Origin of the sequence: Sorangium sp. So ce385, from assembly GCF_051474135.1 — a bacterium.
Taxonomy (GTDB): domain Bacteria; phylum Myxococcota_A; class Polyangia; order Polyangiales; family Polyangiaceae; genus Sorangium; species Sorangium cellulosum_D.
Map to the genome: position 1 here is coordinate 673,919 of NZ_CP150337.1, position 12,865 is coordinate 686,783.

12 protein-coding genes are annotated in these 12,865 nt (G+C 74.4%); 3 read left to right on the plus strand and 9 right to left on the minus strand.

Translation table 11 applies throughout. The features are described from left to right. Window positions 1-1,029 carry an aminotransferase class IV gene (locus WME83_RS02545; RefSeq protein ID WP_437317668.1) on the plus strand — a complete coding sequence of 343 codons (1,029 nt, stop codon included), beginning with the start codon at window positions 1-3 and terminating at the stop codon, window positions 1,027-1,029. 149 nt (window positions 1,030-1,178) lie between these two features. Continuing rightward, window positions 1,179-2,015 carry a hypothetical protein gene (locus WME83_RS02550; RefSeq protein ID WP_437317669.1) on the plus strand — a complete coding sequence of 279 codons (837 nt, stop codon included), beginning with the start codon at window positions 1,179-1,181 and terminating at the stop codon, window positions 2,013-2,015. Between the two features lie 126 nt (window positions 2,016-2,141). Here the strand turns inward: WME83_RS02550 and WME83_RS02555 are convergent, their stop codons facing one another. The 4 genes from WME83_RS02555 to WME83_RS02570 form a co-directional block, all read right to left on the minus strand. Beyond that, complete coding sequence (locus WME83_RS02555) at window positions 2,142-4,406, minus strand: hypothetical protein (protein WP_437317670.1); 2,265 nt, start codon at window positions 4,404-4,406, stop codon at window positions 2,142-2,144. Between the two features lie 54 nt (window positions 4,407-4,460). After that, complete coding sequence (locus tag WME83_RS02560) at window positions 4,461-4,847, minus strand: RidA family protein (RefSeq protein ID WP_020465145.1); 387 nt, start codon at window positions 4,845-4,847, stop codon at window positions 4,461-4,463. 96 nt (window positions 4,848-4,943) lie between these two features. Then, window positions 4,944-5,648, minus strand: a complete 705-nt coding sequence (recR, locus tag WME83_RS02565) for a recombination mediator RecR (RefSeq protein WP_437317671.1) — start codon at window positions 5,646-5,648, stop codon at window positions 4,944-4,946. After that, entirely contained in the window at window positions 5,645-5,968 is a 324-nt protein-coding gene (locus WME83_RS02570; RefSeq protein WP_437317672.1) for a YbaB/EbfC family nucleoid-associated protein, read from the minus strand. Before WME83_RS02570 ends, recR begins: the two co-directional genes overlap by 4 nt. A 294-nt stretch (window positions 5,969-6,262) precedes the next feature. On the opposite strand from WME83_RS02570, the gene dnaX reads away from it, so the two are divergent. After that, window positions 6,263-8,728 carry a DNA polymerase III subunit gamma/tau gene (gene dnaX, locus WME83_RS02575; RefSeq protein ID WP_437317673.1) on the plus strand — a complete coding sequence of 822 codons (2,466 nt, stop codon included), beginning with the start codon at window positions 6,263-6,265 and terminating at the stop codon, window positions 8,726-8,728. 27 nt (window positions 8,729-8,755) lie between these two features. Here the strand turns inward: dnaX and WME83_RS02580 are convergent, their stop codons facing one another. From WME83_RS02580 to WME83_RS02600, 5 genes are all read right to left on the minus strand, one after another. Then, window positions 8,756-9,364: a Uma2 family endonuclease gene (locus tag WME83_RS02580; protein ID WP_437317674.1), complete on the minus strand. Its 609-nt coding sequence runs from the start codon at window positions 9,362-9,364 to the stop codon at window positions 8,756-8,758. Window positions 9,365-9,431: 67 nt separating this feature from the next. Then, window positions 9,432-10,052, minus strand: a complete 621-nt coding sequence (locus WME83_RS02585) for an ATP/GTP-binding protein (RefSeq protein ID WP_437317675.1) — start codon at window positions 10,050-10,052, stop codon at window positions 9,432-9,434. Beyond that, window positions 10,049-11,041, minus strand: a complete 993-nt coding sequence (locus WME83_RS02590; protein WP_437317676.1) for a class I SAM-dependent methyltransferase — start codon at window positions 11,039-11,041, stop codon at window positions 10,049-10,051. Before WME83_RS02590 ends, WME83_RS02585 begins: the two co-directional genes overlap by 4 nt. Further along, window positions 11,038-12,114 carry a radical SAM protein gene (locus WME83_RS02595; RefSeq protein WP_437317677.1) on the minus strand — a complete coding sequence of 359 codons (1,077 nt, stop codon included), beginning with the start codon at window positions 12,112-12,114 and terminating at the stop codon, window positions 11,038-11,040. The genes WME83_RS02590 and WME83_RS02595 overlap by 4 nt, the downstream gene beginning before the upstream one ends. Beyond that, window positions 12,111-12,857, minus strand: coding sequence for a radical SAM protein (locus WME83_RS02600; RefSeq protein WP_437317678.1), 747 nt, complete (start codon window positions 12,855-12,857; stop codon window positions 12,111-12,113). Before WME83_RS02600 ends, WME83_RS02595 begins: the two co-directional genes overlap by 4 nt. Window positions 12,858-12,865 lie beyond the last annotated feature (8 nt).

Genomic DNA, 12,865 nt, shown 5'->3' on the forward strand with positions numbered 1-12,865 from the left:
GTGACGCGGCTCGTCAGCATCGACGGTGTCATCCATCGGCCGGAGGAGGCCAAGGTCTCGGTCTACGACCGCGGCTTCCTCTACGGCGACAGCGTCTTCGAGACCATCCGCACCTACGGCGGCGAGCCGTTCGCGCTGGAGGAGCACCTCGCCCGCCTGGAGCGCTCGGCCGAGCGCATCGCGATCGCGCTGCCGATCCCGCGCAACGAGCTCGGCCGTGAGGTGCGCGCGCTGCTCCGGGCCGCGACCGCGGCGGAGGACGCGGGAGCGGCGGCGGGCTCTGCTGGCGCCGCGGGCTCTGCTGGCGCCGCGGGCTCGGCTGGCGTCGCGGGCTCGACGGGGGCTGCGGGCGCAGGCGCGCCGCTCGAGAGCTACGTTCGCGTGATGCTGACCCGCGGCAGCGGCCCGCTCGGGCTCGATCCCGCGCTCGCGGGCGCGCCCCTCCGCGTCATCGTCGTCGAGCCGCTCAAGCCGCTGCCGGGCGCGCTCTACCGCGACGGGATCTCGGCCATCACGACCTCCACCCAGCGGGCCGGCGACGCGGCGCCGGGCGCCAAGATCTCGAACTACCTCGAGAGCCTCCTCGCCCTGCGCGAGGCGCGGGCCGCCGGGGCCCACGAGGCGCTCATCCTCGACCCGTCCGGCCACGTCGTCGAGGGCACGACGTCCAACGTCTTCCTGGTGGAGCGGCGGCCGCCCGCGCACGAGGGCGCGCAGGACGCGGGGCACCTCTTGATCACGCCGCCCAAGGAGGCCGGGATCCTGGTCGGCATCACCCGGGCCAACGTCATCGACGTCGCGGGCGAGCTCGGCATCCCCGTGTGCTGCGAGCCGGTCACGATGGCCCGCCTCCTCGCCGCCGAAGAGGCGTTCATCACCTCGAGCCTCCGCGAGATCGTCCCGGTCGTGCGCGTGGACGGGCACGCGATCGGCGCGGGCGTCCCCGGGCCGAAGACCCGGGCGCTGCACGTCGCATTCCGCAAGAAGGTGGGTCTCGGTGAGGCGCCTCTCCCGTGGGAGGCGCCCTGAGCCGCGGCGGCCGGCCGGACCGCGTCGAAATCTTGCGATCCAGGATGTGCCGCTCGGAGACCACGTCCAAGAAACGGGCCAGCGCGCTCCGTGCGCGGCCGGACGGGGCTCGGGCCTCGCCCGCCGTACCCTTTGCTCGAGAGGAATCCATGATGAATCGCTCGCTTCGAATCGCCTGCTTCTTGATCTGCGCGGCCTCTGCCGCAGCGACGGCCGGGTGTGTCATCACCGCCGAGACCCTCGTGCGCTACGAAGGCAACGACGAGAGCGTGCGCGTCGAGTACCTCCCGACCCAGAGCATCCGCATCGTGAGCGACAACGGCGACGTCGAGGTCCGCACCGGGGACGTGAGCGGCGTCGAGGTCACCTTCTCTCCGTTCACGATGCGCAAGAAGGACGAGAACCAGCTCGCGGTGCAGGAGATCGAGGAGGACCTCGAGCTCGCCGCGGAGATCGACGGCGACGTCGTCATCACGACCCGCACCAGGGACGGCTCCTCGGGGTACCTCGGCGCCGACATCAAGGTCGTCCTGCCGAGGAAGGACTTCGACGGCGTGCTCCGCATCGAGCAGGACAACGGCAGCATCGACGTCGACCTCGGCGGCGCCCCGTCCCGCGGCACGACCATCGTGAGCGACAACGGCAGCATCGACGTGGTCGGCGCGCGCGGCGCGATCGACGTGGCCACCGACAACGGCAGCGTCTTCGTCGACCTCGACGCGTGGAGCAGCTCGGACGGCGCGATCAGCTCCGGCAACGGCGCGATCGAGCTCTCGGTGCCGGCGGGGGTCGACGGGACGATGACCGCGCAGACGCTCAACGGCGACATCGTGGAGCAGGGCCTCCCCTCGACGTGGGCGACCGCCGGGGAGGGCAGCGGCGGCGACCGCTTCGATCACGCGACGTCGTACACGATGGGCGACGGCGACGGCGGCCTCCTCGAGCTCTTCACCGAGAACGGCGATATCACCATCGACGTGAAGTAGCGCCGCCAGGACAAAAGCCGAGAGGCGAGCGCCGGAAGGACCGGGGCTCGCCTCTCCGCTCTTTGGGATCAGCGCGCCGGTGTCGCCGGCGCGCTGATCACGCGCCGGTGTCGCCGGCGCCTTCGATCACCCGCCGGCCGCCTGCTGCGCCTCGCCCTCGGCGGGCGCCTCGCCGCCCGCGCCCTCTGCAGGCGCGTCGCCGCCCGGCGCCGGGGCGCCACCCGCGGCCGCGCCCGCCGGGACCGGCACCCGCAGCTGCCCGCCGCCCTGCTGCGCGAGCACGCCGAGCGCCTTCTGGAAGAACGCCGCCAGGAAGGGGATCTCGCGCGGCGGCGAGGTGATCAGCCCCGCCTCCTTGATGGCGCGCGCCACGGCGAGGGCGGCGGTGGCCGCCGCGTCGCCCCTGCGCGCCCGCAGCGAGACCGCGCTGCTCCGGATCCGCGTCGCGAGCTGCCCGCGCACCTCGGGCGAGAAGAACCGGTCGGTCGCGAGCTCGAGCTCCTCCCGCAGCGCCGTGTTCACCAGCGCGGGATCGCGCATCCCGGCGGCCCCGAGCCGCTGGCCGACCTTCTGCAGGAGCTCGTCGAGCGCCTGCCGCGCGGGCAGCCAGTGCCGGAACTCCGGCTCGTCGTGCAGCGAGGCCGAGCCGGCGATGTGCGACGCCACCTGCTCGTCCGTCAGGCTCTCCTCGAGATCGGCCACCGGGTGCCGCGGCTCGGCCTCGGGCGCGGGCTCGATGAGATCGCGACACCCCTCCAGCCCGAGCGGCAGGACCTGCCCCGACGCGGCGTTCTGCCGCTTCGCGAGCGCGATCCGGTGGCGGGCCCACTCCAGGGAGACCGGCACGGGCGCCGTGCCCAGGTTGTCCTGCGCGCGCGCCCGGCCCTCCTTGAGCTGCGAGCCGCTGAGCCACCCCGCGCCGGCGTGCACCACGCCGACCCCCTCGCGCACGATCACCTCCGCGATCCGGTAGCGGCCGCTGGTGTCGCGGCTCGTGATCGCGATCGCCTCGGTCCCGCTCGAGTCCGGCGGGATCAGCGTCGCCTCGACCACCTCGGCGCGCTCCTCGGCGAGCCGCACCACGCGCGGTCGCGTCGGGATCGCCGCCCCGCGCGACTTCAGCACGTTGAGCGCGCGCCGCGCCGCCTTCCGCGCCGCGCCGGAGGCCTCCTCCGACTCGGCGGCCGCCGCGATCGCCTCCGCGTTGGAGGCGCCGAGCCAGGCGTCGACGAGCGTCGGCGCGGCGTCGCCCGCCGACCGCAGCGCCTCGATCGCCCGGTCCCAGCCCGCCGCGAGCACCTCGGCGTCGAACTCGACCTTCGCCGCCTCGGCGCCCGCGCTGCCCTCGGGCCGCGCCCCGCTGTCGGCCTTGCTCTTCGCGGCCGCGGTCGCCTGCTTCGACTTCGCCTTCGCGGCGAGCGCCTCGCGCGCCGTGAGCGCCGGCTTGTCCGCCGCGACCTGCTTCGCCTTGGCCGCCGGCAGCGCGAACAGGAGGTGCGCCGGCTTGGCCGGGCCCTGCTGCCGCGCGCCCTTGCCCGTCACCACCGTCGCGGCCGCGCCCTGGCCGACCACGGTCACCATCCGGTCGCTCTGCTGCTGCTTCGCCGCCGCGGGCGCTCGTCCCTCGGCCCCCTGGGGCCGCGCGTCCCCGCCGCCCGCCCGGCCGCCTTCCGCGCCCGGCCGCGCCGACAGCCCGCGGTCGGGCCTCGGCCCCCGGTCGGGCCGCGGCCCCCGGTCGGGGCGCGGGCCGCGCTCGGGCCTCGGCCCCCGGTCGGGCCTGGGCCCCCGGTCGAACCTCGCGCCCTGCTCCGCGCCGGCCCCCTGCGCCGCGCCAGGTCCCTGCTCCGGCCTGGGGCCGCGGTCGGGCCTGGGCCCCCGGTCGGGGCGCGGGCCGCGGTCGGGCCTGGGCCCCCGGTCGGGGCGCGGGCCGCGGTCGGGCCTCGGCCCCCGGTCGAACCGCGGCGCGCCGGAGGGCGCGGCGGCTCGCTCGGGCCTGGGCGCGCGGTAGTCGCGCACGACGCGCGGCGCGGCCGTGGGCGGCGGCGCGGCGTCTTCTGTCGTGGGCGGCGTCGTGGGCGGCGTCGTGGCCGGCGGCGGCGCGTCCGCCAGGGCCGGCCGCTTGCGGGGCGCGATCACGTCCAGCAGCGAGCCCTGCGGCTCCTTTGCGGCGGCCTTCGCCGAGGGGCGCGGCGCTTCGCCAGCGGGCTGCGCCGAGGCGCCCTCGGACGGCTCGTCGGCTCGCTTGGCGGAGGCCGACGTGCTCGCCGAGCGGACGACCCTGCGCGCGCGCGGCTTGTCTCCGCTCTCTGCATCGGGGGCGCCCTCGTGCGCAGGTTCGGGAACTGCGCTGGCGGTCCGCTCCGTGCTCTCGCTCTCGTTCTTTGTGCTCATGTCGAGGCTCCCGGGGACATTTTGGAGAGGGGGGCCGCGGCCGCGGCTCCCCGATTATCGCGATAGATGGGCAACAGCTTCGATCTCGACGGCGGCGCCCTTGGGCAGCGCCGCCACCTGCACCGTCGCCCGTGCGGGCGGCGCGCCGCCGACGGCCGCCCCGTACACCTGGTTGACGACGGCGAAATCCGCGAGGTTCGTCAGGTAGATCGTGGTCTTCACCACGTCGTCCCAGCCCGCGCCGGCCGCGGACAGCACCTCGGTCAGGTTCTTGATCACCTGGGCCGTCTGCGCCTCGATCCCCCCTGCGACGAGCTCGCCCGTCGCGGGATCGATCGGGATCTGGCCGCTGCAGAACACGAGGTCGCCGGCCCTGACGGCCTGCGAGTAGGGCCCGATGGCGCGCGGTGCCCGGTCGGATGTGATGGTGGTTTTGGACATGTCGACCTCTGAATCGTGGAGCGCCCCGGCGTGCGGAAGGCCCGCCGGCCCCGGCCCTCGCTCTCGTGGGCCGGGGGCCGAGCTGCGCGGTTTCCGCTAGCCGAAGCTCTTCCGGCCTTCGATGGCTCGCCCCAGCGTCACCTGGTCGGCGAACTCCAGATCTCCCCCGTGCGGCACGCCGCTGGCAATCCGCGTGACCTGGATCCCCATGGCGCCGAGCTCGCGCGCGAGGAGCAGCGCGGTCGCCTCCCCGTCGACCGAGGGCGGGGTGGCGACGAGCACCTCCCGGACCGGCTGCTCGGGGTCGCGCACGCGCGCCCGGAGCGCCTCGAGCGGCAGCTCCTCGGCCCCGACGCCCTCGAGCGGCGAGAGGAGCCGGCCGAGCACGAAGTAGCGCCCGCGCATCGCCCCGCTCCGCTCGATCGCGAGCAGGTCCTGGACGCGCGCGACGACGCAGAGGAGGGCGCCGTCGCGCCGCGTGTCCTGGCAGACGGCGCAGAGCGCCCGGCCGTCGTCGTCGAGCTCGGCGATGTGGCCGCACCGGGTGCACGGCCGGATGTGGTCGCAGAGCTCCGCGAGCTCGCTGCCGAGGTCGCGCGCGGTGTCCTCGCCGGCGGTCACGAGGAAGAGGGCGAAGCGCTGCGCCGTCTTCTCGCCGACGCCCGGCAGGCGGGCGAGCAGCTGGGCGACGCGCGACAGCCGGCCGGGCAGGCCGCCGGGCGCGCTGCGGAAGCCGGCGGGGCCGCCGTTCGGGAGCTTCGAGGAGCCGGGGAGCGAGGCCGGGGGACGCAATGCGGTCAAGTGTGCATGCCGGGGAGCTTGACGCCGCCGGTGACCTTCGCGATCTCGGCCTCGACGAGCTTGTCGGCCGCCTCGAGGGCCGAGTTCGACGCGGCGACGACGGCGTCGAGCGCCATCTCGAGGCCCTCGCTCGCGAGGAAGGCGGGGTCGATGTCGATCCGGCGCACCTTTCCCTCGCAGGAGACGACGACCGTGACCTTGTCGCCGGCGGCGGTCGCGCTCACCTCGCGGTCCTTCAGCTCGCCCTTCACCTGGTCGATCTTGCGCTGCATGCGCGCCGCCTGGCGAACCAGCTCATTCATTCCGCCGCGAAATTGCATGGTCAGACGGCGGTCTATGCCGTGAACGGCGCCGCGCCGCAACCGGAACCGGGAAGGCGACGCGGAGAGCCCGGCCGGCCCCGGCCCGTCCGGTCCGTCGCGCCGCGAGCGGGCGCTTCCGCCTCTCCAGGGACTCCCCGGCGCGTGTCGGCGCGTGGCGGCCGGCCCCGGTCCCGGCGGAGCGGGGTGCGTTTCGAGCGGCAACTCTGGCAAACTGACCGGAATGCGGGGCGCCGTCCGTGCCGGTCACAGCTGCGGCGACGCGCCCGCGAGAAGGTGCTAGTCGAGCAGCGTATGAGCTACGTCGTCCTCGCGCGGAAATGGCGCCCGCAGTCCTTCGAGGATCTCGTCGGCCAAGAGCACGTATCCACGACGCTCGGCAACGCCATCGCGCGGGATCGCGTCGCGCACGCCTTCCTGTTCACGGGCGTCCGCGGGGTCGGCAAGACGACGAGCGCGCGCATCCTCGCCAAGGCGCTGAACTGCGTGCACGGCCCCACGGCGAAGCCGTGCCAGACGTGCCCGGCGTGCGCCGAGATCACCGTCGGCGCGGACGTCGACGTCCAGGAGATCGACGGCGCGAGCTACAACGGCGTCGACGAGGTGCGCAAGCTCCAGGAGAGCCTGCCGTACCGGCCGGCGCGCGACCGGTTCAAGATCTTCATCGTGGACGAGGTCCACATGCTCTCGAACGCGGCGTGGAACGCGTTCTTGAAGACGCTGGAGGAGCCGCCGCCGCACGTGAAGTTCATCTTCGCGACGACGGAGGTGCACAAGGTGCCGGTCACGATCCTGAGCCGGTGCCAGCGCTACGACTTCAAGCTCATCGGGGCGCAGCAGATCGCGGCGCGGCTCCGCTGGGTGCTCGAGCAGGAGAAGATCCCCGCCGACGATCCTGCGCTCAGCGCGCTCGCGCGGGAGGCGGCGGGGAGCATGCGCGACGCGATGAGCCTGCTCGACCAGGTGATCGCGTGGGTGGGGACGAGCGGCGATCGCATCACGGCCGAGGGCGTGGCGAAGGTGCTCGGCGTCGCCGATCGCGTGGTGCTGCACCGGCTCGCGGAGGCGCTCGTGGACGGCGATCCTGCGGCGTGCGTGCGCATCGTCGGCGAGCTCGCGCAGCAGGGGTACGACCTGCCGCACGTCGCGCGCGACTTCCTCGCGCACCTGCGCGATCTCGTGGTGGCGAAGGTCTGCGACGATCCGGCGCCGCTGCTCGATCTCGCCGACGAGGAGGTCGCCGACGCGCGGGCGCTCGCGGCGCGCGCGGACGCGGACGATCTCACGCGGCTGCACCAGGGCTTCTCGCGCGCGTTCGACGACATCGTGCGGAGCGGCCAGCCGCGGGCCTCGCTGGAGATGGCGCTCGTGCGGCTCGCCCGGCGTCCGCCGCTCTTGCCGATCGACGAGCTGCTGCGCCGCCTCGGCGATCTCGAGCGGCGCCTGAACGGCGGCGGCAATGGCGGAGGCGGAGGCGGAGGCGGCGGTGCGCCGGAGCGCGCGCCGCAGCGGCCCGGCGCGCCGACGGGCGGCGCGGCTGCGCCCCGGCGCGGCGCGGCGGAGGCTGCGCCGGAGGACGCGCGGGCGGAGTCGCGCGGCGCGGGCGCGGCGCCGGCGTACGGCGCGGGCGCGGCGCCGGCGTACGGCGCGGGCGCGGCGCCGGCGTACGGCGCGGGCGCGGGCGCGGCGCCGGCGTACGGCGCGGGCGCGGCGCCGGCGTACGGCGCGGGCGCGGCGCCGGCGTACGGCGCGGCGGCGAGCGGGGCGGCGCGGGCGAACGGCGCGGCGGCGAACGGCGCGGCGTTCGCGAGCGGCGCGGCGTTCGCGAGCGGCGCGCCGAGCGCGGGCGCGGGCGGAGCGGCGAGGGCGAACGGCGCGGCGGCGAACGGCGCGGCCGTGGCGCACGGCCCCGCGGTGGCCATGGCGGGCGGCGCGACAGCGGCGGGCGGGGTGGCGAGGGCGAGCGGCGGCGTGGCTGCGGGCGGCGCGGTGGCGGCTGCCTACGGCGCGCCGGCGGCGGGCGTGGTGGCGCGCCCGAGCGGCGGCGTGGCGGCGAACGGCGCGGCGGCGAACGTCGTCTCCCTCGTGAACGGCGCGCCGGGCGTGAACGGCGCGGCGGCGTCCTTCGCGGGCAGCGCCGCGCCGGCGTTCGCGGGGGCGGCCGCGCCGGCGTTCGCGAAGGCGCCGTACGCGAACGGCGCGGCCGCGCCGGCGTTCCGCCCCGACAGCGCGCCGCCTCCGTCGCCGCGCGGCGCGCTGTACTCCGTCCCGCAGAGCGCCCCGGCGGCCCCCGCGCCGTCGGGCCCGGTGTCAAGGGCGAGCAGCGCGCCGCCCCCGGCGATGAGCGCCAGCGACCTCGCCACCTGGCGCGCGGTGATCTCCGCGGTCCGGGCGCTGCGGCCGGCGCTCGCCTCGGTGCTCGAGCACGCGGCCGTGCTGGAGCTCTCGCCGACCCGCGTCGTTCTCGGCTACGAGGCGAACTCGTTCCTGTCGGGCCAGGCCACCGAGCCCGCGGCCCGCGACATGCTCGCCCGCGTGCTACAGTCCCATTTCGGCGGCCCTGCCGAGCTCGTCTTCGAGACGATCACCCGGGGCAGCGCCGGCCCGTCGCTCGCGCAGGTCGAGACCGCCGAGCGCAAGGCGCGCGTCGAGGCCGCCCGGCGGGCCGTGGCCGACCACCCGCTCGTCACGGCCGCGATCGAGCTGCTCGGCGCGGAGCTCAAGGACGTGCGGCTCTCCCAGGAGTTCGCCGACGGGTGAGCGGCGGGCTCCGCCGCCCGAGCGGCCTCAGCCGGGGTTCCGCAGCCAGCCGCGGAACGCCTTGACCGCCGCGTGCTGGTCCGGCCAGCGCACGAACCGCGCGAGCGCGGCGAGATCCAGATCCGGGAGCAGCTCGCTGGCCGCGATGGCCTCGTATGCCTCGCCGCGCAGCGTGTGGAGGTGGAAGGCGTCGTTCTCCCAGAACCAGACCTCGCGGACGCCGAGACCGCTGTAGACGGACAGCTTGTCGATTCCACCGCTCGTCAGCACCACCTCGATCGCGATGTGGGGGAACTCCTTGATCTCCTCGCCGACACAGTAACACTCGTCGGGCTCGAGCCCGCGTGCCTTGGCCTCGCGACGGAACGTGGTCGACCCGTAGCCGTAGAGCGGCACATCCCGTTCCACTGCGAAGAGCTCGATCAGGCGGCCGATGAGCGTCTTCGCTACTTCGTGATCGATGGACGGGCTCATCAGCTCTAGCGTGCCCTCGCAGAAGGTCATCCGCAGGCCGGGCCTGTCCAGCTCGTCCCGCAGCCTCACGTAGGTCTGCCAGGGAACGCCGTGGAGCACGAACCGCTGCTCACCCGCGGGAGCGGTCGAGGACGGAAACGGCATGTGCGCGGCGGCTACCATGGGCGCTCACGCAGGATAGCACGCCCGCCCCGCGCGTCGCCGCCCTCACACGCCGCGACAGGCCACCTCAAGCGCGGCGCGCCGTGCCGCCGAGCCGCGCGCGGCTCGCCAGGAGCTCCGCCCGCTCGTCCACGGTGCCCGGGCCGACGTCGACCACCTCGAAGCCGGCCGCGCGGTACAGCGCGCCGAGCCGCTGGTTGATCCGCGCCGCCTCGGCGGCCCGCGCCTCGCTGCTCCTGCCCCAGCGCGGCGCCTGCAGCTCCGGCATCACGGCGAACAGGAACACAAGCGCATAGCGCTCGAACGCGGGCTCGCCGGGCGGCCAGGGATACTCAGTCTCTCCGCTCGTGCGCAGGTAGTATTCGACCGGATCGAGATACCCGCGCTCCAGCCAGTCCCCGTCTCTCGCCTCTGCCTCGATCGCCTTCTGGGTCTCCAGCACCCGCGCGGCGAACTCCCGCTTGCGGCACATGGGACAGAGGTGGTCCGGCGCGTCGATCGGGCGAAACGGCGCGTCGGGCGGGTGGCCGTGGGTGCGCGCCCCGAGCGCGTCGAGCACGCGCCGGTGCGCCTCGCCGTGCACGCGGTAGCCCCGCGTGGCCGCGAGGTGGCGGAGCGTCGTGGTCTTGCCGCACGAATAGGCGCCCGTCGCGACGAAGAGGCGCTTGCTCGTCTCTTCCGCTCTCATCGCCGCGCCCACCACACCGAGTTGGCGCCGCGCTCGATCCGCCGCCCGGCCAGGGACATGAAGTGGGCTGTCGCGTCCACGACGCCCGCGTGCTCGTCGTTGTGATCGTGGCCCCCGAGGACGCCGCCCGGCTTGAGCTTCGGCCACCAGGCCTCGAGATCGGCGAGCACGGCTGCGCGGTCGTGCGAGCCGTCGAGAAACACGAGATCCAGGCTCGCGTCGGCGAAGCGCGCCGCCGCGCCCGTGGACGGCATCTGGAGGACGTGGGGCCTTATCCCGAGCGCCTCCATGTTCGCCCGGAACACGCCCGGCACGTCCTCCGCGGCCAAGAGGGCGCGATACCGCTCGTCGTAGGCGTCGCTGGAGCCGTCCCACGTGTCGACGCAATGAAGCGCGACGCCGTTCCTCGCCGCGAGCCGCCCGACGTACGCCGTGGAGAGCCCCTTCCACGAGCCCACCTCGACCATCGCGCCGCCCCGGAGCGAGCGCACCAGCGTTCGGTACGCGAGGCCGTCTTCCTCGGAGAACCAGCCCTGGATCGGGTCGACCCGCGTCACCGGGAACAGCGCGAGGAGCGCCGCCTGCTTCCGCGCTGGATCGCGGTATTCGTACTGCCGGTCGCAGAGCTTGACGAAGCAGCGGGCGTCGTGCGCGACGAACAGCGGCCGCTCGATCGCGGCGAATTTCTTGAGCGACGTGGACCGCTCCGGCTCCCGCTCTCCCCGCCGGATCTCCTCGGCGGTGGTCGCGAAGATCACGTCCTCGTGCCGGATCGGGCGCCCCTGGTCCGGTCCATCGGTCCACGGCCGCTCTCCCGGATATCCGGCGCGGTCGGTGCCGTGCTCGAGGAGTCGAGCCAGCTTGTCCGCCTCGCTCGCGCGGAACAGGAGAGGGCCTGTGACGCCGCGCGCGTCGAGCTCGTTCAGCACCTCCTCGAGGAAGAGCAGGTTCCGGCCGATGTACGGAACGGGGATGACGGGCGGCGTCATGACGGGTCGACGGACGCGCGCGCCGCCGGGGGCGGGCCCAGGATGCCGTCCCAGGGCTGCCAGGTGGACGCGAGCCGCGCGTTCGGGTGGAAGATGAGCTCGTGGACGATGCCCGGGCCCGAGCGCTTCGTCTCCTCGAGCTGGGCGAGATCGGCCTCCTCGAAGACCACATCGATGTCCTCGAAGCGGAACACCTCGACATAGTAGTAATACCCCACGATCTGCCGCTCGAACGAGAACCGCGCGTCGGCGCTGAGCGCGTCGAGGATCGGCTCGAGCCGGACGCGCGCGCGATCGCTGTACTTCACGACGTGGTTCTCGACGACCGCGGTCGGGTCGGTCTTCATCAGCTGCCGGAAGATCACGTTGTCCACGCCGAGCGACCGGGCGAACCGCAGATAAGAAACGATGGCATCGACCGAGTCGATCTGCCCCGAGAGGAGCACGCAGGAGAGGCGCACCCGGGTGCCGCCCGCCGCTGCCGCCGAGACGACGCTGCGCAGCTCGTCGACGCTCAGGCCGTCTTTCATCACCATCAGCCTTGCGTTCGCGTCGTGATCGGGGTGGGCGCGGCTGATGTTGAGGTGCTGGATGCCGGTGTCGACGATCCAGTCGATCACCCGCTTTCCTTCGCGCTCTTGGAGCAGCCCCGAGCCGTTCGTGGTGAGCGTCCGCTTGCGCCCTCGGCGGGCCTGCCCGAGGGCGAGGATGCGGGGCAGCCGCGGATCGTGGCTCGGCTCGCCGCCGGTGATGGATACCGTCGGATCGAGCGGCCTCAGCGCGTCGAGGGACTCGGCCATGGCGTCGAAATAGCGAGCGTCGTCCTCCTCGACGGTCTTCTGCAACGACAGGCTCCGCCCGCGCGACGCCGGCCTGAGCTCCTCGACGCAGAAGTGGCATTTTGCATTGCAGGGCTGCCGGCTGTAGATGGAGAAGTTCGCGTTGCGGTAGATCTCGACCGGCCGGCCCCACAGGTCGAAGCGCACCGTCTCGCCGGCGGTGCTGTTGCCCGTCAGGTCGAAGGCGCGGCTCTTCAGGCGGCGCCATTCGTCGCGGAAGGGGCGCGCGCTCACGGCAGGCCCCGCATCGCGTCGGAGCGCGCCACGAGGTCGGGGCCGAAGGCGCGGCCGTCCGGGTTGAGCATCGTGAAATGGGTGCCGACGAGGAACGGCTCGTCCCAGTCCTCGCGCTTCTGCGCGAAGCCGTAGCGCTGGAGGTGGAACACATTGGCGAGCGCGAGGAGCCCCGCGTCGCGCACCGCCTCCACGACCCACGCGTCGCCGTCGGTCTCGGTCTTGCGCAGCCGCACGTTCAGGACGAGCTGGCGGTCGCCGCCGAGCGCGGCGAGCCGCGCGTGAAGGGCGCGCGCGAGGGGGAGGAGGCCGCTGTCGTGCTCGAGGAGGTGGTGGTTGATCGAGAGCTTGAGGGTGGTGGGCTCGCCGAGCTTACGGAGCCAGGCGTCGAGCCCCGCCGGATCGCGCGGGATCTCGACGCCGTTGGTGACGACGACGACGCGCGCGCAGCGGGGCTCGGCGCGGGCGAGGCGCACCATCTCGTCGAAGTGCGGGTGGATGGTGGGCTCGCCGCCCTCGAGCTGCACCTCGAAGGGGCCCTCGGCCGGGAAGCTCTCGCGGTAGCGGTCGAGGGCGAGGAAGGTCCGGCCGCGGGGCGACGAGCAGGTGCAGCACCACGGGCACGCGCGGTTGCAGTGGTTCGTGGTGGCCACGTAGAGCCGGTGCGGGCGCTCCGCCGTGGGGCGGTCGAGCGGGAGCGCGCCGGTGAGCGTGGCGTTCTGGGGTCTCGTCGCGGTCGGCATGGGGCCTC

Excerpts from the sequence above, each read along its gene's own strand:
- WME83_RS02550 (WP_437317669.1), top strand. The coding sequence starts at position 1,179 with ATGATGAATCGCTCGCTTCGAATCGCCTGCTTCTTGATCTGCGCGGCC.
- WME83_RS02555 (WP_437317670.1), bottom strand. The coding sequence starts at position 4,406 with ATGAGCACAAAGAACGAGAGCGAGAGCACGGAGCGGACCGCCAGCGCA.
- WME83_RS02560 (WP_020465145.1), bottom strand. The coding sequence starts at position 4,847 with ATGTCCAAAACCACCATCACATCCGACCGGGCACCGCGCGCCATCGGG.
- WME83_RS02570 (WP_437317672.1), bottom strand. The coding sequence starts at position 5,968 with ATGCAATTTCGCGGCGGAATGAATGAGCTGGTTCGCCAGGCGGCGCGC.
- dnaX (WP_437317673.1), top strand. The coding sequence starts at position 6,263 with ATGAGCTACGTCGTCCTCGCGCGGAAATGGCGCCCGCAGTCCTTCGAG.
- WME83_RS02580 (WP_437317674.1), bottom strand. The coding sequence starts at position 9,364 with ATGGTAGCCGCCGCGCACATGCCGTTTCCGTCCTCGACCGCTCCCGCG.
- WME83_RS02585 (WP_437317675.1), bottom strand. The coding sequence starts at position 10,052 with ATGAGAGCGGAAGAGACGAGCAAGCGCCTCTTCGTCGCGACGGGCGCC.
- WME83_RS02590 (WP_437317676.1), bottom strand. The coding sequence starts at position 11,041 with ATGACGCCGCCCGTCATCCCCGTTCCGTACATCGGCCGGAACCTGCTC.
- WME83_RS02600 (WP_437317678.1), bottom strand. The coding sequence starts at position 12,857 with ATGCCGACCGCGACGAGACCCCAGAACGCCACGCTCACCGGCGCGCTC.